This is a genomic window from Mesorhizobium sp. U510 (assembly GCF_059180695.1).
The window spans coordinates 392111-412639 of record NZ_CP180532.1 but is presented as its reverse complement, the minus strand read 5'-3'; the positions used below and the strand labels follow the sequence as shown (position 1 = coordinate 412639).

Below are 20529 nucleotides of genomic sequence, written 5' to 3'. Positions count from 1 at the left end.
GGCATCTAACGCCCCGGCACGCCCTTCGGGTGGCGGTCGCCTATCAGGCCAAGCGTCAGACCCTGTTCCAGCCAGGCCTTGGCGCCGGCCAGCACCAGCGTGAAGCCACCGGTCGAGCCGATCGCTTCCTTAACCTGCTCGTCGCCCGTCCCGGCGAAACCGAAGTTACGGACCTCGAGAAAGGTCGCATCCCCGGGCATTTCGTTGAAGGTCCAGACCACCGTGGTCGGCGGATCGCTCCATTGCATGACGATCCTTTCGTTCCTGACGATCTCGCTGGCCTTGGCTGTCGTCGAGACGCCATACATGCGCCATTCCCAGCGGACCTCCTTGCCGCTGTCCAGCCGGTCGCTGCCATGAGTGAACCAGAATTTGGTGGTGACGGCTGGATCGACGATGGCCTCGAACACTTCGGCGACAGGCCGCCGGATCAGCATGCCGGCTTCGGCTGTCGGGGTTTCGCGGATCTCCATGGCGGTCTCCTTTCTGGCCTTGGCGCTCACCAGGCGTCGGGCTCGCGCAGCATGTGGACGACGCTGGCCGGGTTGGTGATCCAGCCGCCGCGAAAGCCTTCGCCCAAGGGCTCGATGGCATCGCAACGCACGACGCCGGCCTCGGCGAGGTGTGCGGCAGCGGTCGTGAAATCCTCGGTGAACAGTTCCAGCCAGACCTCGGCCTGGCTCAACATCGGCGCCTCGTCGATCCATAGGCGGTTGGGCCCGAGCTCGAAGCCGATCGCCGGAGCCTTGGCGGTGAATGGCTTCAGGCCGACGATATCGCGGTAGAAGGCGATCGTCGCCTCAAACTGATGCGGCGGCACCTTCATGGCGATGTTGATGCCGCCGGTGATTTTCGTCGTCATTGCTGTCTCCATTGCGCTGCGCTTGGGTGTCTTCGTGATCGTTTCGGCCAGGTTCGGTCAGGCCAGGTTGACTTGCCAGGAGACACCAAACCTGTCGTTCAACCACGCAAAGCGGCGGCTGAAACCGTAATTGTCGGGTGGCATCAGGAACCCGCCATCCTTCGCCAGTGCGTCGACGATGCGGTCCAGTTCCTCCGAGGAGGAGCAGTCGATATAGAACGAGACCGACGGCGTGAAGCCGAAGGCGTGGTGCACGGGGCTGTTGAAGACCATGACGTCCAGGCCGGCGATCGAAGCGCGCGCCAGCTTCAGCGTCCCTTCCGGGCCATCCTCACCGGCGCCATAGCGGGTGATGTCGAGGATGTTGCTGCCGGGAATGGTCTCGCAATAAAGCGCCATCGCCTCCTCGGCCTTGCCCTCGAACATCAGGAACGGTGTTACTTTCGTCATCGCTGGCCTCCGTTTTCGCTGCTCAAACATTGGTCTCGTTGGCGGGTTCGCCCTTCATCTCGCTGCGGTAATAGCCGTCGCGCAGATTGATGCCGTATTCGACATTGGCCTTCATGCAGGCCAGCATCTGCGACCAGCCCTCGCAGTTGAGGTAGGATTTCTTCAGGCCGACCGCGCCTTCCTGCCAGCCGCTTTCGGCGATGGTGACGAAGGTGCCGCCATCGTCCAGCTGTTCGAAATTCATCTCGATGCGGGTCTTGTAGGCCGGCTTGCCGTCGGCGTCGGTGGCGTCCCAGCGCAGCACGATACGGCTGTCCCTGACCACCTCGTCGACCTCGACCGGCACCGTGCCCCACCAGACGACGCTGATGCCGGTCTTGAGCGGCGCGCTGGCGCCGCCGATGGTGGTGAAATAGCCGCTCAGCTTCCTGGGGTTGATGACGGCGTCGAAGACTTCGGCGACCGGTTTGCCGATGCGGCCGGAAACGCGGAATCCAAGAGACATATCCACAGCTCCATCCTTGATCGGTTCGACGATATGTTATATAAACATAACATGTCAAGTCGATCGCAAGATGACAATGTTTTCAAGGCGCTGGCGCACCCGCGCCGGCGCGAAATGCTCGATCGGCTGAAGGACGAACCGAAGACCACCGGTATGCTGTGCGATGCCTTCCCCGACATCGACCGCTGCACCGTCATGCTGCACCTCAAGGTGCTGGAGGAGGCGGAGCTGATCGTTGCGCACCGCGACGGACGCGAGCGCTGGAACCATCTCAACGCACTGCCGATCAAGCAGATCCACGACCGCTGGATCAGCCAGTATGCCGGCCATGCGCTCAGCATCATCGACCGGCTGAAGTCCGATCTGGAGGCATGAGCGCCTGTAGACGTCCTTGTTGGCTGCCGGCAGCACGGCGCGGCTGGACGAATTGAGCCGATTTATCTATAAGCCGGCCATTCCGGCAGAGAACGCCGTGCTTCCACGGGTTGCACCTGGGACGCTCTGAAATTTGAATTCGAGCATTTTGCAAGGGCGAGGTGATCCACCTGGCTGCGAGATGCTCTAGCCGAACACGACAGGGGTGCCATGGCTGGCCATTCACAGTTCAAGAACATCATGCACCGCAAGGGCCGTCAGGACGCGGTGCGGTCGAAAATGTTTTCCAAGCTGGCGCGCGAAATCACCGTGGCCGCCAAGAGCGGCACGCCCGACCCATCGATGAACCCACGCCTGCGGCTGGCGATCCAGAACGCCAAGGCGGTGTCGATGCCGAAGGACAACATCCAGCGCGCCATCAACAAGGCGTCGATGGGCGATGCCGAAAACTACGAGGCCGTGCGCTATGAGGGCTATGGCCCAGGAGGCGTCGCCGTCATCGTCGAGGCGTTGACCGACAACCGCAACCGCTCGGCGTCGAATGTGCGCGCGGCCTTCACCAAGGCCGGCGGCGCGATGGGCGAAACCGGTTCGGTGTCCTTCATGTGGGACCGCGTCGGCGAGATCTATTATCCGGCATCGGCCGGCAGCGCCGACAAGGTCATGGAAGCGGCGATCGAGGCCGGCGCCGACGATGTCGAAAGCGACGAGGAAGGCCACACGATCTATTGCGCCTTCGAGAATCTCGGCGAGGTGTCGAAGGCACTGGAAGCCGCGCTCGGCGAAGCTGAATCGGTGAAGCTGATCTGGCGGCCGCAGAACAATGTTCCGGTCGACGAGGAACGGGCACAGTCGCTGATGAAGCTGGTCGCCACGCTCGAGGACGACGATGACGTGCAAAGCGTCTACGCCAACTTCGAAGTCGACGACGAGACCTTGGCCAAGCTCAGCGCGGCGTGATCGGTTGGGATGACCAAGGCTCAATCGATATGAGCGAAGCTCAATCCGATAGGAGCGAGACGCCGTCGCCCGCCATCCGCATCACCTATTGCACGCAGTGCCAGTGGCTGCTGCGTGCCGGCTGGATGGCGCAGGAACTGCTCTCGACCTTCGGCACAGATCTCGGCGAAGTGGCGCTTGTGCCTGGCACCGGCGGCGTCTTCACCATCTCCTGCAATGATGTTTTCATCTGGGATCGCAAGCGCGACGGCGGCTTTCCCGATGCGGCAAAACTCAAGCAGCTGGTGCGCGACGTGATCGACCCCGATCGCGATCTCGGTCATTCCGACCGCAAGGGCAACACGTCAGAGGGGCACACGCAAAAAGACCCCGCCTGAGCGGGGCCCTTTGTGTTTCGCAAAACCTCTTCACAGCAATGCGAAGATAAAGCAGGCCATCGCCATGATGGCTGTGATGGTGCGGACGTGGTTCCACATCACCCATTGGCTCAGATGGTTGGCCCACACGGCGGCGCCATTGCTGCTGGCCGGGTCGATGGCGGCAAGCGCATCGTTGAGCGGCACGTTGAAGACCATGGTCACGATAGGGTTGCCGATCACGTAGAGCACCGCGCCGGCAAGCAGCCAGTACGAGCCGGACTGGCTCCAGCCCATGAGGGCGGCCGCGATAAGCACCAGACAGAGCAGGCCGGTGCCGAAAAGCGCCGTCATGAAAGTCGGCGTGATCACCGTGATGTTGATCGAATTCATCGCGGCGATGCCTTGCGGGACGGGCAGCCGGGCAAGTGCCGCCATGACGAAGTTGGAAAAGGCGAAGAAGACGCCGCCGACGACGCCCGAGCCGATTGCGGCGATGATGGTGAGGGCGGGAACAAGCTTGCTCATCTCAATTACTTCAGATTCGGCTAGCGGCGGTTTCGGTTGCGTAGGCGGAAAAGTCTTTCGGTGCCCGGCCGAGCACGCGTTGGACGCCGTCGGTGAGCGATTCGTTGCGGCCGTCGAGCACCTTGGTGAACAGCTCATCGAGCAGCCAGACGATTTCGGATGGCAGTTCATGCGACGCGACAGCGGCCGTGAACTCGTCATGCGAAATTCTGACAAAGCGGATGTCGCGTCGGGTCGCCTTGGCAATTTCGGCGACCGCGTCGGCAAAGCTCAACAACCGCGGCCCCGTCAGCTCATAGAGCTGGCCGACATGACCGGGCTCAGTCAGCACCGCTTCGGCGGCGTCAGCGATGTCGTCGACATCGACAAAGGGTTCGCCGACAGGTCCGACCGGCAGTGCCACTTCGCCCGCCAGCAGCGGCTCGACGAGGAAGCCTTCGCTGAAATTCTGCGAGAACCATGCGCAGCGCAGGATCGTCCAGTCGGCCCCGGAAGCCTTCAGCATCTCTTCGGCGCGCTGCGCCTCATGCTCGCCGCGGCCCGACAACAGCACCAGCCGGCGAACGCCATGCTCCATGGCAAGGCGGGTTAAGGCATCGATCACTTCGGCGGCGCCCGGCACGGCGATGTCGGGATAGTAGCTGATGTAGACCGCGCTGACGTCCTCGAGTGCGGGAGCCCAGCTTGCGGGAACCTCCCAGTCGAAGCGCGGCGTGCCGGAACGGGAGCCGATCCGTACCGGAATGCCGCGCGCCGTCAGCCGCTCGGCAAGACGGCGGCCGGTTTTGCCGGTGCCGCCGAGGATAAGAATTGGTTTGGTGTCGCTCATGGTGGTTTTCCTCTGCTTGAAAACATGAGTAATCCTCACATTTGCAAAACGTGATAAACCCTCGTATTTTGTGTGTCAAGCCATTCTCTCGGCGATTGTGCCGAATGCGTTGTTGGAGACAGTCCATGGAAGGCACGCCGGCCAACGAGCAGATCGCTTCGCCACGGCGGGCGCCAAGCCAGCAGCGCAGCCGCGAGCGGGTGGAGCGCATGCTGGCCGCGGCCTCGGCGCTGATCACCGAGCAAGGCAGCGATGCCATGCGCATGGGCGAAGTCGCCGAACGGGCAGGGGTGTCGATCGGCTCGCTCTACCAGTTCTTTCCCGACAAGCGGGCGATCATCTGGGCGCTGGCCGAGCGCTACACCGCCGAGAGCCAGGCCTGCATCTCGGCCGCGCTCAAGGATGTCGGCGACGCCGAAGGCCTGCGGCGGGCTTTCTCGGAGTTGGTCGATATCTATTACGGGCTATTCCTGGCCGAACCGGTGATGCGCGACATCTGGTCGGGCACCCAGGCCGACAAGGCGCTGCGTCAGCTCGAACTCGCCGACAGCCGGGCCAATGCCGAATTCCTGGTGGCGGTGCTGAGGCGATTGCGTCCCGGCGCCGACCCTGTCTCGCTGGAGACCACGGCGTTCCTCGTCTGGCAAATGGGCGAGGCCGCGATGCGGCTGGCCATCTCGGTCGAGCGGCAGGAGGGCGACAGGCTGGTCGCAGCCTACAAGCGCATGGCGCTGCGGGAATTGTTGGACGGGTAGAATGCCTCCCCATCCTCCCCCTCGTGGGGGTTCGAAGGACGGGCGAAACCCGCGCCCCGCCCCCGGCAAGTCGGTGTGCGAAGGGGCGGCGTCAGACCCGCACCCAGACCCTCGGTCCCCCTCACTACAAGGGGGAGTTCGGGGGATGAGGGCCAGCTCGAGGCGCGTCACCTCATCGCAACAAAAAACCCGCCACAAGAGGCGGGTTTTTGATCTGCGACAATGCCGAAGTGGGCTTAGAGGCCGAAACCTTCGAAACGCTTCTTGAACTTGGAGAGGCGGCCGCCGCGGTCGAGCAGGGTCTGCTGGCCGCCGGTCCAGGCCGGGTGGGTGGTCGGGTCGATGTCGAGGTTCATCGTATCGCCTTCCTTGCCCCAGGTCGAACGGGTCGTGTATTCGGTGCCGTCGGTCATGACGACCTTGATGGTGTGGTAGTCGGGATGAATAGCGCTCTTCATGGTTCGGTTCCTGGCTTGCCGGCGCGGCTGACGGGCATGAGCCTGCGTCGATGCGCCTCTTTTTAAAACTCGAAGCCGTAGCTATTGAGTAGCCACGGCTTCTAAAACAGTCGGCGAGCCTATACATCAGCCGAAATTGAATCACAAGGCCGCGTCAACCGCATATTGATGGCGCGCACGAAAAGGGCCAGAGGAAAACGGTCATGGCGGACATCAGTGGCGATGCGGACGAGCGTCGGCGCTCGCTCAAGCCGCTCAGGCGCCTGTTCCCCTATCTTGGCCGCTACCGGAAACTGGTCATCGGCGCGGTGATCTCGCTGACGGTCGCGGCGGCGACGACGCTGGCCTTGCCGCTGGCGGTGCGGCGCATGATCGACCACGGCTTTTCGGCATCGGATTCCAGCTTCATCGCCGAATATTTCGGCATGCTGGTGGTGATGGCCGCGGTGCTGGCGGCGGCGTCGGCCTGCCGCTACTATTTCGTCATCACGCTCGGCGAACGTGTTGTTGCCGACATCCGCAACGACGTGTTCAGCCATGTGACGACCCTGTCGCCATCCTTCTTCGATACGTCGCAGTCGGGAGAGATCGTATCGCGGCTCGCGGCCGATACGACGCAGGTCAAATCGGCGGTCGGCGCCACCGCCTCGGTCGCGTTGCGCAACGTCATCCTCGGCCTCGGAGCCGTGGCGATGATGGTCTTCACCAGCCCGAAGCTGTCCGGCCTGGTCATTGCCGCCATCCCCGTCATCGTCTTGCCGCTGGTCGCCTTTGGGCGCTCGGTGCGTCGCAAATCGCGGCTGGCGCAAGACACGTTGGCCAATGCGACGGCCTATGCCAGCGAGCAGATCGGCGCGGTGCGTACACTGCAGGCCTTCACCAATGAAAGACTGGTCACCGGTCGCTTTTCGTCCGCCGTGGAGGCTGCCTTCGAGGCGGCGCGCGCCTCGATCTTTGCACGCTCGTTCCTCACTTTCTTCGCCATCTTCATGATCTTTTCCTCTGTCGTGGCGGTGCTTTGGTTCGGTTCGCGCGACGTGCTCGAAGGCACTCTGTCGCCGGGCACGCTTGGCCAGTTCCTGCTCTATTCGGTGTTCGCCGCCGGCGCGCTCGGCGCGTTGTCGGAAGTCTGGGGCGAACTTTCCCAGGCGGCGGGTGCGGCCGAGCGGCTGACCGAGATCCTGGCCGAAAAGCCGGCGATCCAGGCGCCGTCCGATCCGAAGCCGTTGCCGGCGGTCGCCAAGGGCGCGATCGTCTTCGACAACGTCTCCTTCTCCTATCCGGCGCGACCCGACCGTGCCGCCGTCCACGGCCTGGGTTTCCAGGTCATGCCCGGCGAGACGGTGGCCATTGTCGGCCCCTCGGGAGCCGGCAAGAGCACCGTGTTTTCGCTGATCCTGCGCTTCTACGATCCCGAAAGCGGCCGGATCCTGATCGATGGCGTCGACGTGCGCGAAGCCGATCCGGTTTCGGTGCGCGAGCGCATCGCCATCGTGCCGCAGGACGTCACCGTCTTCGCGGCGAGCGCGCGCGACAATATCGGCTTCGGCCGACCGGGTGCCAGCGAAGCCGAGATCGAGGCGGCGGCGAAGGACGCGCTGGCCGACGAATTCATCCTCAAGCTCGAGAACGGCTATGACAGCCAGGTCGGCGAGCGCGGCGTCACGCTGTCCGGCGGCCAGCGCCAGCGCGTGGCGATCGCCCGCGCCATCCTGCGCGACGCGCCGATCCTGCTGCTCGACGAGGCCACCTCGGCGCTGGATGCCGAAAGCGAGACGCTGGTGCAGACAGCGCTGGAACGGCTGATGCAAGGCCGCACCACCATCGTCATCGCCCACCGGCTGGCGACGGTGCTGAAGGCCGACAGGATCCTGGTCATGGATGGCGGCCGCATCGTCGAGGAAGGCACGCATCAGAGCCTGGTCGCCAGGGGCGGCATCTATGCCAGGCTGGCCAAGCTGCAGTTCGAGACCGGCGCCAGCGCCTTCAGGGGCGCGGCGGAGTAGACAGGCGCTTCTGTCCTGTCGGTTCCTTCGATCGCTTTACGCGGTTCCATACCGTTTGCGCAGGTGATCGACGAAATACACGGCGTTGAGCTTTTCGCCGGTGGCGCGTTCGAGCAGGTCCGGCGTCGACCAGCGCGAGCCCTGCGACCATATCTTCTTGCGGCGCCAGTCATTGATGGCGGTGAAATTGCCTTTCGCGAGATCGTCATCGGCTGAGGGATGTTCGCGCGTCAGCGCGGCCCATTGCTGCGCCGCCATCATCGCGCCCAGCGTATAGGACGGGAAGTAGCCGAAGGCGGCACCCGGCCAGTGCACGTCCTGCATCGGCCCGTCGGCCGGGTTGTCCAACGTGGAGAGGCCGAGATAGTCGCGCATCTTGGCGTCCCAGGCTTCGGGCAAATCGGCAACCTCGAGCCTGCCCGAGACCAGTTCCTGCTCCAGTTCGTAGCGCAGGATAACGTGCAGGGGATAGGTCACCTCGTCGGCGTCGACGCGGATCAGCCCGCGCTCGACGCGATGCACATGCGGCAGGAGATCGTCGAGCGACCAGGCCTCGCCGAGATGTTTGTCCACCACCGGCAGCGCCCAGCGCCAGAAGGCGGGGTTGCGGCCGATCTGCTTTTCGACGAACAGGCTCTGGCTCTCATGCACGGCCATGCCGCGCGCCTTACCGAGCGGCCAGTGCGACCACGCCTTCGGCAGGTTCTGTTCATAGAGCGCATGGCCGGTCTCGTGCAGCACGCCCATCAGTGCCGACAGGAAATCCGACGTCTTGTAACGGGTGGTGATGCGCACGTCGCTGGGCACGCCGCCGCAGAAGGGATGGTGCGACACCGACAGCGAGCCGTGCGTCAGGTCGAAGCCGACGGCTGCCATCATGGCAAGGCCAAGTTCGCGCTGCTTGTCGATCGCGTAGGTGCCTGAGAGCGGCTTCAGCGGATGCTTGCGCAGCCGCGCTTCCTGGATCGCCAGAGCCTCCGGGACGAAGCCTTTGAGGAAGGCTTTCAAATCGGCGAAGACGGGCGTGATGTCTGATGTACGGTTGCCGGGGTCGAATTGCTCCATCAGCGCATCGTAAGGGGCGAGGCCGAGCACGTCGGAGCGCAGGGCCGCCTCTTCGCGCACCAGCGCCACCACGCCTTCGAGCGCCGGCTGGAAGCCCGCCCAGTCGTTCTTGGCGCGCAGGTCGCGCCACAGCTGCTCGCAGCGCATGCGCGCCGTCGTCTGGCGTTCGACGAATTGGACCGGCAGGCAGGTCAGGTTGGTGTATTGCCGCCGCAGTTCGCCGAGCGCCGCACGCTGCTCGTCGTCGAGCGCCTCGCCTTCGGCGGCGGCGATCCAATCGGCGATTTCCGGGGCGGTCGCCCTGGTGTGGTACATGCCGGCGAGTGCCGCCATCGCCTCGGCGCGCTTCTCGCCGCCACCGACGGCCATATGCGTGGCTTCGTCGGCGCCGAGGATGGCCAGCGCATGCTCAAGCGCTTCGAGCTTGTGGCCGAGGTCATCGAGTTTCTGAAAGGACATAGCGGCTTCCGTGATTGAGACGGCGCGAAAAGACACCAACGCAAAAGCGTTGGCAACCCTAAGAGCGGTTCACCGTTCCATGGAAACGGCAAACCGCTCTAACTCTTTGTTTTGATGCAATTCCCAAGGGAAAGCGCTGCGCGCTTTTCCCGGGAAAACCGCCTCACACTTTTCCTGGAATTGCCCAGATGCCGTCCGGCGGATGCACCTTGCGCAAGCGATGCCAGACATGAAATGCTGCCGGCAACGCGTGAAGGGGGAGCAAATGATCGGCAACATCCTGGTCGGGCTGGTGGCCTTGATCCATGTCTACATCGTCTATCTCGAGATGGTGCTTTGGGACACGCCTCGGGGGCACAAGACATTTCGCCTGACGCCCGAATTCGCTAACGCATCGAAGGTGCTCGCGGCCAATCAGGGCCTCTATAACGGATTTCTCGCGGCCGGCCTGATCTGGGGGCTGTACCTCGGCGCCGCCGGTTTTCAGGTCAAGGTCTTCTTCCTGTTGTGCGTCGCCATTGCCGGCCTCTACGGCGCGGCAACGGTCGGCCGCAAGATCCTGTTCATCCAGACCGTGCCGGCGGTGGTCGCCCTGATCGCGATCTGGCTTGGTTGGTAGGCAAGCCGGAATGGTGAGGAAAAAGGACGCCCGCGGGATTGGGGTCCCGAAGGCGCCAGATGGTCCCTTCCTCTTGGACCTTGCCGGATGGCTTCAGCCGTTCGGATAGGTTCCGCCGTCGGCGCCGTCACCCATCAGGAAACCGCTGCCGGTGTCGACCCGCAGCTGCTGGTCGACATTGTCGAGACGGCGCAGCAGGTCATGATACTGCGCGGCCGGAATCCTGCCGTGATCCGACGCGGCTATCTTCTCGGCCGCCTGGCTGATGCGGGCGGTACGCATCTCCAGGCGCTCCGCCACCGCCGGAGTGATGTTGTTGGCCTGCCTCGCGTCGACGATGCCGTGGCGGACACCCTGGACCTGTTCGATGAGAGCCTCGACGCGCGGGCCGGTCATGTCTGTCGGGTCCGTCGCGTCGAGAGCGCCCTTGTGATGGCCCCCGGCATAGGCGCCGGCGAGCGGAATGGCGATAAGGAATGCGGTCAGTGCTGCAGTTCTAAGCGTAGGGTTAAAAGAGCGCATCGTCGCGTCTCCTCCAGAAGAGGAAGGCAGCGGTTCTTTCGTCTACCTTCCAGCCGCGGGCCGTCGGGTTCCGTCGCGTCGCGATGGGAGGCATCGCCGGCGGTTCTCGGCCCTGGGCGGCAAGCTAGGAGCGCTCCGGCGCCAAGTGTAATTAAAAAAAGATAATCTTTTCAGGCCTTGCCGGCTCCCGTCTGCGCCCTAGAGTTGAGCCGGCGAACAAATTCGCGTGAGTTCGCGTGATGAGAAATCAACGTTCGGTGAGCTTCAGTTCAATGCGGCGGTTCTTGTTGCGCGCCTCGTCGGTGTCGGCGGGGTCGAGCGGCTGGAACTCACCGAAGCCGGCGGCGACCAGGCGGTTGGCCGGCACGCCGTTCTCAATCAGGAACTTGACCACCGAGGTCGACCGCGCCGTCGACAATTCCCAATTGTCGCGGTAGCGGCCGGTGCCGGAGAGCGGCTTGTTGTCGGTATGGCCGTCGACGCGCAGCACCCAGTTGATCTCGGGCGGGATTTCCTTCTGCAACTCGATGATGGCGTCGGCGAGCTTCTTCATCTCGACCTTGCCGGCATCGTTGATCACCTCGGAGCCGGTCGGAAACAACACTTCCGACTGGAACACGAAGCGGTCGCCGACGATGCGGATGTTTTCGCGATCGGCGAGGATCTCGCGCAGGCGTCCGAAGAAGTCGGAGCGGTAGCGGTTCAATTCCTGCACGCGCTGCGCCAGGGCGACGTTCAGCCGGCGGCCGAGATCGGCGATCTTGGTGTTGGAATCGCGGTCGCGGGCTTCGGACACATTGAGGGCGTCTTCAAGCGCGCCGATCTGCTTGCGCAGCGCGGCGATCTGCTGGTTGAGGATCTCGACCTGGCTCAGCGCCTGCTGGCTGATCTGGCGCTGGCTGTCGAGTTCGCCCGAAAGCGCCGCGGCGCGCTGGTTGGCCTGGTCGCCGGCGCCCGCGCCTTGCGCCAGCAACTGTTCGAGCCGGCTTTTCTCCGCCTCGGCCGCCGACAGCGACGCCTGCAGATTGGCCAGCGAATCATCCTTGTCCTGCGCCGTCGAGCGCTCGAGCGCCAGCAACTGGGTCAGTTCGTTGATTTGCGAGTTGAGACGGGCGAGCACCGTATCCTTGCCGGAAATCTCGCGGCCGAGCAGGAACTGCGCCAGCACGAAGACGGTGAGCAGGAACATGATGGCCAAAAGCAGCGTCGACAGCGCATCGACAAAGCCCGGCCAATAGTCGATGCGGCGATCGGTACGCCGGCCCCTGGCAAGCGCCATGTCAGTGCACCCCGGGCTTCTTCAGGGCGTCGGCAATCTTTTCCAATGTGTTGCGCATCGCCTTCTGCTCATCGGACTGGGCCTCGACCCAGTCGCGCATGATCTGCTGCTCGGAGCGCATGTTCTTGACCAGGCCGGAAATGCCGTCGGCGAGATTGGCCATCGCGGTGGCGACGCGCGGATTGGAGCCGCCGCCATTCTCCTGCATGCTGCGCAGCCGCTCCGACAACAGACGGATCTCGTCGGATGGTTCGCTCTTGGCCGGATCGGAGACGACGATGTCGGAGGAAAGATCGGTGACCGAGGACAGCCAGTTCTCAAGCTCGGTGTAGAAGCGCGTCTGGGCGCGGCCCGCCTGCAGGTCGAGGAAGCCGAGCACAAGCGAGCCGGACAGGCCGAACAGCGAGGACGAGAAGGCGGTGCCCATGCCGGCCAGCGGCGCCGACAGGCCCTGTTTCAAGGAATCGAGCACCGCCGCGGCGTCACCCGTGCCGGGGTCGAGCGATTCGATGGTCTCGCGGATCGAGCCGATCGTGTTCAACAGGCCCCAGAAGGTGCCGAGCAGGCCGAGGAACACCAGGAGGCCGACCAGGTAGCGCGAGGTGTCGCGGCTTTCGTCGAGGCGCGTGGCGATGGAATCGAGCATGGTGCGCATCGAGGAGGTCGAGAACGCCATGGTCGAGGAGCGGCCGATCATGGCTTTCATCGGCGCCAAAAGCACCGGCTCGGTGGTCTCCGAGCCGGCGCGGAAGGAGTTGAGCCAGCGCACCTCGCGAAACAGCCGGCCAACCTGGGCGAAGGCAAGCAGGATGCCGACCGCGAGCACGCCGATGATCAGGCCGTTGAGCCCGGGATTGGTGACGAAGGCCGTCGAGATCTGGCGGGTCAGGATGGCGGCAATGAAGGCGACGATGGCCAGGAAGATGACCATGGTCAGCAGGAACACCTGCGGACTCGACAGTTTATGTGGATCGTAGATCAGTACGTCGGAGCGCCTGCCCATGCCGAAGGATCTGAGAAAAGCCATCCGTGCCCCGTTTTCGCTGCCGCTGCCGCCGATCACGTCGTTCGCGACTCTAAACGGAATTGTGACCAAATTGAATGGCGCTTGGCAATATTGCCGCAGGCGGATCAGAAACGGTTTATCACCAGGCAGTCGACCATGGCCGCCAGATGCAGGCCCGCGCCAGTGACGACGAAGCCGTGCCACAGGGCGTTGTGGAAGCGCAGACCCTTCCAGGCGAAGAAGATGACGCCGCAGGAATAGACGACGCCACCGGCGACGATGAGCACGATCGACGTCGTCGGCAGCGTCTCGACGAGCGGCTTGACCAGGACGATGCCGCTCCAGCCGATGGCGAGATAGAAGACGATCGCCAGCCGGTCGAACCGGCCGGGAAAGCACACCTTGAAGGCGATGCCCATCGCCGCCGCAATCCAGACCAGCACGATCATCCAGCGGGCCAGCGGCGAAGCGTCGAGCTGAGCCAGAAAAGGCGTGTAGGTGGCGGCGATGAGAAGATAGATCGCGGCGTGATCGAAGCGCCGCAGAACCCATTTGGCCGGTGACGTCACCGGCCACAGATTGTAGGCCAGCGACACCGAGAGCACGGTCAGCAGCGAAACGACATAGAAGGCGGCGGCGATGTACTCGCCCGGTCCGACGCGAAACGCCGCCAGCGCCAGCAACGCCGAGCCGGCCGCGATCGCCAGCACGATGCCGACCGCATGGACAATGCCGTCGGCGATCATCTCCGCGCGGGAGTAGTGCCAGCGCCCGACAAACGGGATTTCGAGTTGCGGCGGGATATTGGTCATCGATCGTCCTGCGTCACCCTATATCTGGGCAACCGCCGGACAGTATTTCAAGCTTAGGTGGCGGTTTTGCGACCGCGGCCGTTCAGCGCGGCGGGAGGGCTTTAGCGGGATGCCAGGGGCTTTTTCACCGTCTTCAGCAGCGCACGCTGGATGACCTCGTTGCCGGCAACGACGGAGCCGTTGTCCAGCATGTCCTGCCCGCCATCCATGTCCGAGACGAAGCCGCCGGCTTCGCGGATCAGGAGCATGCCGGCGGCAATGTCCCAGGCCGACAGGCCGGTTTCCCAGAAACCGTCCATGCGGCCGGCAGCGATATAAGCGAGATCGAGCGCGGCGGAACCGAGACGGCGCACGCCCGAGACCTCGGCCATGACGTTGCGCAATTCCACGAGGAAATTGCCGTGGTGGCCGCGTCCCAGATGCGGCATGCCGCAGCCGATCACCGTGTCGACCAGCTTGATGCGGCCGGCCACGCGCAGCCGGCGGTCGTTCATGAAGGCGCCGCCACCGCGCTCGGTCGTGTAGAGCTCGTCCATGGCCGGATTGTAGATGACGCCGGCGACGATCTGGCCCTGGCGCTCCAGCGCGATCGAGACGGCGAACAGCGGAATGCCGTGCAAGAAATTGGTGGTGCCGTCGAGCGGATCGACGATCCAGCGGTGCTGGCTGTCTTCGCCTTCCACCGCGCCACGCTCTTCCATCAGGAAACCGTAGCCCGGACGCGCCTTCGACAATTCGGCAAAGATGATGTCCTCGGCCTTGCGGTCGGCCTGGCTGACATAGTCGCCAGGTCCCTTCAGCGAGACCTGCAGGTTCTGGACCTCGCCGAAGTCGCGCGACAGCGAGCGGCCGGCCTTCATTGCGGCCTGGACCATGACGTTGAGAAGGGCTGAGCGTGCCATCGTATGTCTTCCTGCTGCAGCGCGTCAGTCGGCGCGGCGCACGTAAGTGATTTCGTTGGTGTCGACGATGATGCGTTCGCCGGCGCCGATGAAGGGCGGCACCAGCACGCGGATGCCGTTCTCCAGCACCGCCGGCTTGTAGGAGGATGCCGCCGTCTGGCCCTTCACCACCGGGTCGGCCTCGGTAATGGTGAGGGTGACATAGTCGGGCAGCGAAATGCCGATCGGCCTCTCCTCATAGAGCTGGACCGTCACCATCATGCCGTCCTGCAGGAAGGCGGCGCGGTCGCCGACGAAATCCTTGTTCAGTTCGAGCTGTTCGTAGCTCTGGGTGTCCATGAACACCAGCGCGTCGTCCTGTTCGTAGAGGAAGGAAAAATCCTTCAGGTCGAGGCGGATCTGTTCGACCGTCTCGGCCGAGCGGAAGCGCTCGTTGAGCTTGGTGCCGTTGATCAGATTCTTCAGTTCGACCTGGTTGTAGGCGCCGCCCTTGCCGGGCTTGACGGTGTTGGTCCTGACCGCCACCCACAGGCCGCCATCATGCTCGATGACGTAGCCGGGACGGATTTCGTTGCCATTGATCTTGGCCATGATGATGGGATCCGGAATGAGATTTTCGCTGGGACAAGCGATTTAGGGGCTCCCAAGACCACAAATCGTCCGGAGAGGCAAGGGAGCGGGCAGCAATGGACCCGGCGCCGGGCGATCGCACCTGCCGCCATCAGGGCAGGCGGTTTGCCTTCTGCAGGGCCTGCTTGGTCTGGTCGTCGCTCAGGCCCTGCAGGAAATCGTCCATGTCGGGATCGATGAGACCGGCGCGGCGGGCGACGACGTACCAGGCGCCGGCGAGCACCAGGTCCGGGTCTGTGCCGATGCCTTGCATGTAGAGTTTTGCCAGCCGGTTCTGCGCCGCGACGTTGCCGCCCTCGGCTGCCTGCTTCGTCCAGCCGAAAGCCGATTTCAGGTCGCGGGCGCCGCCGCGGCCCTCGATCATCCAGGCGGCGAGATCGATCTGCGCGGTGTCGTAGTTCTGCCGCGCGGCCTGCGCGAGAAAGCGTCTCGCCTGCGCGTCGTCGCGCGGCTTGCCGCCGACGCCGTTGGCATAGATCTGGGACATGGCGTATTGCGCGTCGGCGAGGCCGGTCGCGGCGGCGCGCTCATAATAGGAAACCGCCTTGGTCAGGCCCGCGTCGCCGGGATCCTGCTGGACCAGCATCTGCGCGAAATTGAACTGCGCCAGCTGGTTGCCGGCTTCGGCGGCGGCCTGCATCAGGGCGTAGGCCTCTTTCGGATCCTTCTTGACGTAACGGCCGTCGAGCAGCATCAGCGCATACTGGAACTGCGCCTCAGGCACACCCTGTTCGGCGGCAAGCGCATACCATTTCGAGGCTTCCGCCGCATTCAGCGGCACGCCTAGCCCGCGCGACAGGATCTCGGCCACCAATGTCTGCGCCGCCGGGTCGCCGTTCCGGGCGCGAGTCAGCGCCAGATTATAGGCCGTTTTGTAGAGCCCGCGCTGGAAAGCGCCATAGGCTGCGTCCGCCGGCTTGGCGCCGAAGCGGTCGGGATTGATGCTGTCGACCGAGGGCAGCGGTGCCGGCTCCGCCGTGGTGGCGGGCTGCGGCAGCTGCTTTTCGATCGGCTTGTCGGTGTGCACGCCGGTTTCAGGCTTGGGCTGCGGCTGGGGTACGGTTTCGGCGGCGGCGGCCTGGATCATGACCGCTGCAAGCAAGGCCTGAAGGGGAAACCTTACCGGAGCCACATCAGTCCTCGAAGCGCGGCGCGGTTTCGTCGAGCAATGCGTTGGCACGGGCCACGGCGGTTTTCGGATCGACGCCCTCGGCGAACACCGCGCTCGACAGCGCGACGAACTCGGCGCCGGTGGCGGCCACGTCCTCGACGGAAGCCAGATCGGATCCGGCCATGACGATGCAGGGGATCTGGATCATCTGCGCCCACCACTCGCCCAGCGACAGGTTGCGCGGATGCGGCTCCGGCTTGTTGTCGTAGCCGAAGCGGCCGAAGAAGATGTAGTCGGGCCTGACCTCACCAAGCTCGAGCGCGTCGTCGCGCTTCTTGGCACCGCCGGCGCCGACCATCATCTTCGCCTGGAAATGTTCGATCGTTTCGGCGAGTTCGGCCTTGGATGTCTCGACATGGATGCCGTCGGCCTGGACACGGCCGGCGATGCGGGTATCGCCGGCGATGATCACGGCCACGCCCGCGGCCTGCGCCGTCGGCACAATCTGTTCGGCAAAGGCCTGGAAGGAAGCCTCGTCCATGCCGTTTTCGGGCAGGATCAGCGAGGCGACGTCGCCGCCGTCGAATGCGGAGGCGATGCGGGCGGCCGGCACGCCGGGCGGCGCGATCAGCACGATGCGGCAACGATTTGGGGGTGTGGCGTCGTTCATGGTTCTTCGATCCCGGGTTTCGCCTATGCCGGGCGAAGATGGTTGCATTGCGGCATAGAGCAAACTGCCCGCTTTGAACAGGCGGGCAGTCGGGATCGCGTTTCCTGACCGCGGGGCGGCAGGCGTGCCTGCCCTACTTGGCCGGCTCAGGGCTCGCGGTGACCGGTTTCGATTTCCACAAGGACCAGCCGAGGTTCATGCCGGCGGCAGCCACCAGGATGGCGGCGGCGCCGGCGACCTGGCTGAGATGCAGCCGATGGCCGAAAGCCACGACATCGACCAGGATGGCGACCACCGGATAGATGAAGGACAGTGATCCCTGCAGATGCGTCGGCAGCTTCTGGATCGCGCCGTACATCAATATGTACATCAGGCCGGTGTGGACGATGCCGAGCGTCGCCAGCATCGCCCAGCTCCACGGGTCGGCGGGAAGACGCGAGAGATGGGCGAAGGGCGCCAGCATGACGACGCCGACGCAGACCTGTATCAGCGCGATCAGATGCGGCGGCGTGCCCTTGAGCTTCTTGGTGACGATGGCCGCGACGGCCCAGAAGAAGGCCGCGGCCAGGGCCATGAGGATGCCGGCAAAATAGTTGGTGCCGACATCGCCGGCATCAGGTGTGGCCTCGACGATGAGCACCATGCCGGCAAAGGCTATTGCCAGCCATGTCAGCTTGGTCAGCGTCAGCCGTTCGGCGAAGAAGAGTGCACCGAAGCCGACCAGCATGAAGGGCTGGGTGTTGTAGACGGCGGTGGCGATCGAGATCGACGCGCGGGAGAAGGCGCTGAACAGGAGCAGCCAGTTGATGACGATGGCCGCGCCGCCAAGCGCGGCGAGGCCGATGACGCGCGGCGGCAGCCTGCCGCCCAACAATCCCAGGCAGGCGCAGATGATCAGCAGCGTCACCGCGCCGAACGCGCAGCGCCAGAACACCACATCCATGATCGGCTGGCCGGACATGACGACGAACCATCCGATCGTCCCGAGGATGGCCATTGCGGCCGACATTTCGACCGTGCCACGTACCGTATCGTTCATGATAACCTCTGAGCCCATTTTGAGGCGGCATAATCTCATGCGGGTTGGGCGCTTTCCATCTGATTGGAAAGGCTGTATGGAGGCCTGACCTAATTATATTAGGTTCCTGCCACGAATTTGTGAAAAATCTGAAATGCTTGACGATCTCGACCGAAATCTCCTCGAAATCCTAGTCAGGGATGCGCGGACCTCGCTGAAGGAGCTGGCCGCGCAGGTCGGGCTGTCGTCGCCAAGTGTTTCGGAGCGGCTGCGGCGGCTCGAGGAGCGCGGCGTCATCCGGGCGTTCACCGTCGAAATCGATCCGCTGGCGCTCGGCTATACGCTGCAGGCGATCGTGCGTATCCGGCCTTTGCCGGGCAAGCTGCACATCGTCCAGAAGCTGATCGAGGAGATCGCCGAGTTCGGCGAATGCGACAAGGTGACGGGTGACGACTGTTTCGTCGCCCGGCTGTTCGTGCGCTCGATCGGCGACCTCGACGGCATTCTCGACCGCATCGCCGACAAGGCCGAGACCAGCACCGCCATCATCAAGGCGCAGCCGATCCGGCGGCGGCCGCCGCCGCTCGGTGCGCCGTCGGCCCCGTCGTCTTGACTCCACATGGCTGTGGTGGACAGGCGCGACCAGTCCACTAAATCTCAGCCCGCCGGATGATTGGCTGAGAGACGAGGTAGACATGGCGCAGAATATCTACGACCAGCCGGATTTCTTCGCGGGCTACAGCAAGCTTGGCCGGTCGATCGACGGCCTGGAAGGCGCCGCCGAATGGCCGTCGCTGTGCGCCATGCTGCCTCAAGTGGGCGGCTTGCGGATCGTCGACCTCGGCTGCGGTTTCGGCTGGTTCTGCCGCTGGGCGCACGAGCATGGGGCGAGCCATGTCCTGGGGCTGGACGTGTCGGAGAAGATGCTGGCCCGGGCGAGGGCCGCCGGCCCGGACACCGGCATCACCTATGAACGGGCCGACCTCGACAAGCTCGACCTGCCGCAAGACAGCTTCGGTCTCGCCTACAGTTCGCTTGCGCTGCATTATGTCGAGGATGTCGCGCGGCTGTTCGGGACGGTGCATCAGGCGCTGTCGGCCGGCGGCCATTTCGTCTTCTCGACGGAGCATCCGATCTACATGGCTCCGACCAGGCCGGGCTGGGCGGTCGATGCCGAAGGCCGAAGGACATGGCCTGTCGACCGCTATCTGGTGGAGGGCCCGCGCAAGACCGACTGGCTGGCCAAGGGCGTGGTGAAACATCATCGCACCATCGGCACGACGCTGAACGCGCTGATCCGGACCGGTTTCGCGATCGAGCATGTCGAGGAGTTCTGTCCGACAGACGCGCAGATCATGGCCAAGCCGGAACTCGCGGAAGAGCTGGAACGGCCGATGTTCCTGCTGGTCTCGGCCCGGCGATAAGGCACGAGCCGGACATTGGCAGGTGTTCGGCAACCGGCCCGCATTTACAGTCGCCCAAAGCGCAATTCTCGGCTATTCAGGCGATGACGCCTTCCCTCCAGACCAGTCCCTCCCCATGTCAGGCCTGCTTCTCGATCCGTGGTTCTACGCGGCTGCCATTCCGGCGGTCATTCTGGTCGGCCTGTCCAAGGGCGGGTTTGGCGGCGCTGTCGGTTTCGTCGGCGTGCCGCTGATGGCGCTGACCATGCCGCCGGTGCAGGCGGCCGCCATCCTGCTGCCAATCCTGTGCCTGATGGACATCGTCTCGGTTTGGACGTGGTGGGGCGTCTATGACCGCAAGATGCTGGTCGACATGATGCCGGGCGCCGTCATCGGCATCGGCATTGGCTGGTTGACGGCGGCCTTGGTCACCGAGGAAGCGGTGCGGCTGATCGTCGGTGCCGTCGCCATCATCTTCGTGCTGCGCTGGCTCTATCTGCAGTTCCGCCATGGCGCCGACCACGCCGCCGAACCCAACCGCGTGGCTGCCGCGATCTGGGGGACGGTCGCCGGCTTCACCAGCTTCGTCGCCCATGTCGGCGGCCCGCCCTTCCAGGTCTATGCGCTGCCGATCCGGCTCGACCCCAAGGTCCTGTCGGGCACGGCCGCGATCTTCTTTGCCGCGACCAATGCGCTGAAGCTCATACCCTATTTCGCGCTCGGCCAGTTCGACACCGCCAACCTGACGGCGTCGGCCGTGCTGATGCCGCTGGCGCCGCTTTCGACTATCGCCGGCGCCTGGCTGGTGCGGCGCATGCGGCCGGAGATTTTTTATCCCTTCACCTACGCGACCGTGGCGGTCGTGGCACTGAAGCTTTTGTGGGACGGCCTCGCCGGCTTGATGTAGACAGGCGAGGCGGCTGTTCGGCCGCTCTCACCGTCAGGGAGA

The 20529-nt window shown here is 64.2% G+C and carries 26 protein-coding genes; 9 read left to right on the top strand and 17 right to left on the bottom strand.

Annotation, left to right across the window (positions count from 1 at the left end; translation table 11 throughout):
• Positions 1-5: 5 nt before the first annotated feature.
• Genes ACLGL5_RS03915 through ACLGL5_RS03900 form a run of 4 tightly spaced genes read right to left on the bottom strand, consistent with a single transcriptional unit; the run spans position 6 to position 1817 of the window.
• On the bottom strand, positions 6-473 hold the full coding sequence (locus ACLGL5_RS03915; protein WP_027047499.1) for an SRPBCC family protein: 468 nt from the start codon (positions 471-473) through the stop codon (positions 6-8).
• 26 nt (positions 474-499) lie between these two features.
• Positions 500-862, bottom strand: coding sequence for a glyoxalase/bleomycin resistance/dioxygenase family protein (locus tag ACLGL5_RS03910; RefSeq protein ID WP_019861776.1), 363 nt, complete (start codon positions 860-862; stop codon positions 500-502).
• A gap of 57 nt (positions 863-919) precedes the next feature.
• Entirely contained in the window at positions 920-1312 is a 393-nt protein-coding gene (locus ACLGL5_RS03905; RefSeq protein WP_020629069.1) for a VOC family protein, read from the bottom strand.
• 22 nt (positions 1313-1334) lie between these two features.
• Positions 1335-1817: an SRPBCC domain-containing protein gene (locus ACLGL5_RS03900; protein WP_069090367.1), complete on the bottom strand. Its 483-nt coding sequence runs from the start codon at positions 1815-1817 to the stop codon at positions 1335-1337.
• A gap of 51 nt (positions 1818-1868) precedes the next feature.
• Here ACLGL5_RS03900 and ACLGL5_RS03895 point away from each other — a divergent pair, with 51 nt between their 5' ends.
• From ACLGL5_RS03895 to ACLGL5_RS03885, 3 genes are all read left to right on the top strand, one after another.
• A complete protein-coding gene (locus ACLGL5_RS03895; protein ID WP_069090366.1) occupies positions 1869-2192 on the top strand; it encodes an ArsR/SmtB family transcription factor in 324 nt (107 codons plus the stop codon).
• A gap of 210 nt (positions 2193-2402) precedes the next feature.
• Positions 2403-3152, top strand: coding sequence for a YebC/PmpR family DNA-binding transcriptional regulator (locus ACLGL5_RS03890; protein ID WP_010912066.1), 750 nt, complete (start codon positions 2403-2405; stop codon positions 3150-3152).
• A 29-nt stretch (positions 3153-3181) separates the two neighbouring features.
• The gene (locus ACLGL5_RS03885) at positions 3182-3529 is read left to right on the top strand and encodes an Rdx family protein (protein WP_069093205.1); all 348 of its coding nucleotides are present in this window, start codon (positions 3182-3184) and stop codon (positions 3527-3529) included.
• 30 nt (positions 3530-3559) lie between these two features.
• On the opposite strand, the gene ACLGL5_RS03880 is transcribed toward ACLGL5_RS03885, so the two are convergent.
• A complete protein-coding gene (locus ACLGL5_RS03880) occupies positions 3560-4036 on the bottom strand; it encodes an anthrone oxygenase family protein (RefSeq protein WP_069090365.1) in 477 nt (158 codons plus the stop codon).
• Between the two features lie 10 nt (positions 4037-4046).
• Entirely contained in the window at positions 4047-4865 is an 819-nt protein-coding gene (locus ACLGL5_RS03875) for an NAD(P)H-binding protein (protein WP_069090364.1), read from the bottom strand.
• 125 nt (positions 4866-4990) lie between these two features.
• Here ACLGL5_RS03875 and ACLGL5_RS03870 point away from each other — a divergent pair, with 125 nt between their 5' ends.
• Positions 4991-5620, top strand: coding sequence for a TetR/AcrR family transcriptional regulator (locus tag ACLGL5_RS03870; protein ID WP_069090363.1), 630 nt, complete (start codon positions 4991-4993; stop codon positions 5618-5620).
• A gap of 236 nt (positions 5621-5856) precedes the next feature.
• On the opposite strand, the gene rpmE is transcribed toward ACLGL5_RS03870, so the two are convergent.
• Positions 5857-6078, bottom strand: a complete 222-nt coding sequence (gene rpmE, locus ACLGL5_RS03865) for a 50S ribosomal protein L31 (RefSeq protein ID WP_010912060.1) — start codon at positions 6076-6078, stop codon at positions 5857-5859.
• A gap of 203 nt (positions 6079-6281) precedes the next feature.
• Here rpmE and ACLGL5_RS03860 point away from each other — a divergent pair, with 203 nt between their 5' ends.
• The gene (locus ACLGL5_RS03860) at positions 6282-8084 is read left to right on the top strand and encodes an ABC transporter transmembrane domain-containing protein (protein WP_069090362.1); all 1803 of its coding nucleotides are present in this window, start codon (positions 6282-6284) and stop codon (positions 8082-8084) included.
• Between the two features lie 36 nt (positions 8085-8120).
• Here ACLGL5_RS03860 and ACLGL5_RS03855 read toward each other — a convergent pair whose 3' ends face one another.
• Positions 8121-9608: a carboxypeptidase M32 gene (locus tag ACLGL5_RS03855; protein WP_064981243.1), complete on the bottom strand. Its 1488-nt coding sequence runs from the start codon at positions 9606-9608 to the stop codon at positions 8121-8123.
• A gap of 265 nt (positions 9609-9873) precedes the next feature.
• Between ACLGL5_RS03855 and ACLGL5_RS03850 the strand changes: the two genes are divergently transcribed.
• Positions 9874-10227: a DUF1304 domain-containing protein gene (locus tag ACLGL5_RS03850; protein ID WP_038650288.1), complete on the top strand. Its 354-nt coding sequence runs from the start codon at positions 9874-9876 to the stop codon at positions 10225-10227.
• Between the two features lie 93 nt (positions 10228-10320).
• On the opposite strand, the gene ACLGL5_RS03845 is transcribed toward ACLGL5_RS03850, so the two are convergent.
• From ACLGL5_RS03845 to ACLGL5_RS03805, 9 genes are all read right to left on the bottom strand, one after another.
• Positions 10321-10749 carry a hypothetical protein gene (locus ACLGL5_RS03845; RefSeq protein WP_069090361.1) on the bottom strand — a complete coding sequence of 143 codons (429 nt, stop codon included), beginning with the start codon at positions 10747-10749 and terminating at the stop codon, positions 10321-10323.
• Between the two features lie 247 nt (positions 10750-10996).
• The gene (locus ACLGL5_RS03840; protein WP_019861763.1) at positions 10997-12028 is read right to left on the bottom strand and encodes a peptidoglycan -binding protein; all 1032 of its coding nucleotides are present in this window, start codon (positions 12026-12028) and stop codon (positions 10997-10999) included.
• Between the two features lies 1 nt (position 12029).
• Positions 12030-13055, bottom strand: coding sequence for a MotA/TolQ/ExbB proton channel family protein (locus ACLGL5_RS03835; RefSeq protein WP_027047497.1), 1026 nt, complete (start codon positions 13053-13055; stop codon positions 12030-12032).
• A gap of 104 nt (positions 13056-13159) precedes the next feature.
• Positions 13160-13846 carry a PAQR family membrane homeostasis protein TrhA gene (gene trhA / locus ACLGL5_RS03830; protein WP_069090360.1) on the bottom strand — a complete coding sequence of 229 codons (687 nt, stop codon included), beginning with the start codon at positions 13844-13846 and terminating at the stop codon, positions 13160-13162.
• Positions 13847-13947: 101 nt separating this feature from the next.
• The gene (locus ACLGL5_RS03825; RefSeq protein WP_069090359.1) at positions 13948-14748 is read right to left on the bottom strand and encodes an inositol monophosphatase family protein; all 801 of its coding nucleotides are present in this window, start codon (positions 14746-14748) and stop codon (positions 13948-13950) included.
• Positions 14749-14772: 24 nt separating this feature from the next.
• Entirely contained in the window at positions 14773-15339 is a 567-nt protein-coding gene (gene efp / locus ACLGL5_RS03820; RefSeq protein ID WP_019861758.1) for an elongation factor P, read from the bottom strand.
• A 130-nt stretch (positions 15340-15469) separates the two neighbouring features.
• Positions 15470-16465, bottom strand: coding sequence for a tetratricopeptide repeat protein (locus ACLGL5_RS03815; RefSeq protein WP_083246450.1), 996 nt, complete (start codon positions 16463-16465; stop codon positions 15470-15472).
• Between the two features lie 46 nt (positions 16466-16511).
• Positions 16512-17159, bottom strand: a complete 648-nt coding sequence (locus ACLGL5_RS03810) for a thiamine phosphate synthase (RefSeq protein ID WP_069090357.1) — start codon at positions 17157-17159, stop codon at positions 16512-16514.
• Between the two features lie 133 nt (positions 17160-17292).
• Positions 17293-18198 carry a DMT family transporter gene (locus ACLGL5_RS03805; protein WP_069093204.1) on the bottom strand — a complete coding sequence of 302 codons (906 nt, stop codon included), beginning with the start codon at positions 18196-18198 and terminating at the stop codon, positions 17293-17295.
• A gap of 133 nt (positions 18199-18331) precedes the next feature.
• Here ACLGL5_RS03805 and ACLGL5_RS03800 point away from each other — a divergent pair, with 133 nt between their 5' ends.
• The 3 genes from ACLGL5_RS03800 (at position 18332) to ACLGL5_RS03790 (ending at position 20487) form a co-directional block, all read left to right on the top strand.
• Positions 18332-18790 (top strand): Lrp/AsnC family transcriptional regulator, encoded by a 459-nt coding sequence (locus ACLGL5_RS03800; RefSeq protein ID WP_019861752.1) that lies wholly within the window; start codon positions 18332-18334, stop codon positions 18788-18790.
• A gap of 82 nt (positions 18791-18872) precedes the next feature.
• Positions 18873-19601, top strand: a complete 729-nt coding sequence (locus ACLGL5_RS03795) for a class I SAM-dependent methyltransferase (RefSeq protein WP_069090356.1) — start codon at positions 18873-18875, stop codon at positions 19599-19601.
• 115 nt (positions 19602-19716) lie between these two features.
• Entirely contained in the window at positions 19717-20487 is a 771-nt protein-coding gene (locus ACLGL5_RS03790) for a sulfite exporter TauE/SafE family protein (protein WP_064981233.1), read from the top strand.
• Positions 20488-20529: the final 42 nt, after the last annotated feature.

Bases quoted from the DNA above. Each gene is read 5' to 3' on its own strand.
- ACLGL5_RS03915 (WP_027047499.1), bottom strand. From the start codon at position 473: ATGGAGATCCGCGAAACCCCGACAGCCGAAGCCGGCATGCTGATCCGG.
- ACLGL5_RS03910 (WP_019861776.1), bottom strand. From the start codon at position 862: ATGACGACGAAAATCACCGGCGGCATCAACATCGCCATGAAGGTGCCG.
- ACLGL5_RS03905 (WP_020629069.1), bottom strand. From the start codon at position 1,312: ATGACGAAAGTAACACCGTTCCTGATGTTCGAGGGCAAGGCCGAGGAG.
- ACLGL5_RS03900 (WP_069090367.1), bottom strand. From the start codon at position 1,817: ATGTCTCTTGGATTCCGCGTTTCCGGCCGCATCGGCAAACCGGTCGCC.
- ACLGL5_RS03895 (WP_069090366.1), top strand. From the start codon at position 1,869: ATGTCAAGTCGATCGCAAGATGACAATGTTTTCAAGGCGCTGGCGCAC.
- ACLGL5_RS03890 (WP_010912066.1), top strand. From the start codon at position 2,403: ATGGCTGGCCATTCACAGTTCAAGAACATCATGCACCGCAAGGGCCGT.
- ACLGL5_RS03885 (WP_069093205.1), top strand. From the start codon at position 3,182: ATGAGCGAAGCTCAATCCGATAGGAGCGAGACGCCGTCGCCCGCCATC.
- ACLGL5_RS03880 (WP_069090365.1), bottom strand. From the start codon at position 4,036: ATGAGCAAGCTTGTTCCCGCCCTCACCATCATCGCCGCAATCGGCTCG.
- ACLGL5_RS03875 (WP_069090364.1), bottom strand. From the start codon at position 4,865: ATGAGCGACACCAAACCAATTCTTATCCTCGGCGGCACCGGCAAAACC.
- ACLGL5_RS03870 (WP_069090363.1), top strand. From the start codon at position 4,991: ATGGAAGGCACGCCGGCCAACGAGCAGATCGCTTCGCCACGGCGGGCG.
- rpmE (WP_010912060.1), bottom strand. From the start codon at position 6,078: ATGAAGAGCGCTATTCATCCCGACTACCACACCATCAAGGTCGTCATG.
- ACLGL5_RS03860 (WP_069090362.1), top strand. From the start codon at position 6,282: ATGGCGGACATCAGTGGCGATGCGGACGAGCGTCGGCGCTCGCTCAAG.
- ACLGL5_RS03855 (WP_064981243.1), bottom strand. From the start codon at position 9,608: ATGTCCTTTCAGAAACTCGATGACCTCGGCCACAAGCTCGAAGCGCTT.
- ACLGL5_RS03850 (WP_038650288.1), top strand. From the start codon at position 9,874: ATGATCGGCAACATCCTGGTCGGGCTGGTGGCCTTGATCCATGTCTAC.
- ACLGL5_RS03845 (WP_069090361.1), bottom strand. From the start codon at position 10,749: ATGCGCTCTTTTAACCCTACGCTTAGAACTGCAGCACTGACCGCATTC.
- ACLGL5_RS03840 (WP_019861763.1), bottom strand. From the start codon at position 12,028: ATGGCGCTTGCCAGGGGCCGGCGTACCGATCGCCGCATCGACTATTGG.
- ACLGL5_RS03835 (WP_027047497.1), bottom strand. From the start codon at position 13,055: ATGGCTTTTCTCAGATCCTTCGGCATGGGCAGGCGCTCCGACGTACTG.
- trhA (WP_069090360.1), bottom strand. From the start codon at position 13,846: ATGACCAATATCCCGCCGCAACTCGAAATCCCGTTTGTCGGGCGCTGG.
- ACLGL5_RS03825 (WP_069090359.1), bottom strand. From the start codon at position 14,748: ATGGCACGCTCAGCCCTTCTCAACGTCATGGTCCAGGCCGCAATGAAG.
- efp (WP_019861758.1), bottom strand. From the start codon at position 15,339: ATGGCCAAGATCAATGGCAACGAAATCCGTCCCGGCTACGTCATCGAG.
- ACLGL5_RS03815 (WP_083246450.1), bottom strand. From the start codon at position 16,465: ATGATCCAGGCCGCCGCCGCCGAAACCGTACCCCAGCCGCAGCCCAAG.
- ACLGL5_RS03810 (WP_069090357.1), bottom strand. From the start codon at position 17,159: ATGAACGACGCCACACCCCCAAATCGTTGCCGCATCGTGCTGATCGCG.
- ACLGL5_RS03805 (WP_069093204.1), bottom strand. From the start codon at position 18,198: ATGAACGATACGGTACGTGGCACGGTCGAAATGTCGGCCGCAATGGCC.
- ACLGL5_RS03800 (WP_019861752.1), top strand. From the start codon at position 18,332: ATGCTTGACGATCTCGACCGAAATCTCCTCGAAATCCTAGTCAGGGAT.
- ACLGL5_RS03795 (WP_069090356.1), top strand. From the start codon at position 18,873: ATGGCGCAGAATATCTACGACCAGCCGGATTTCTTCGCGGGCTACAGC.
- ACLGL5_RS03790 (WP_064981233.1), top strand. From the start codon at position 19,717: ATGTCAGGCCTGCTTCTCGATCCGTGGTTCTACGCGGCTGCCATTCCG.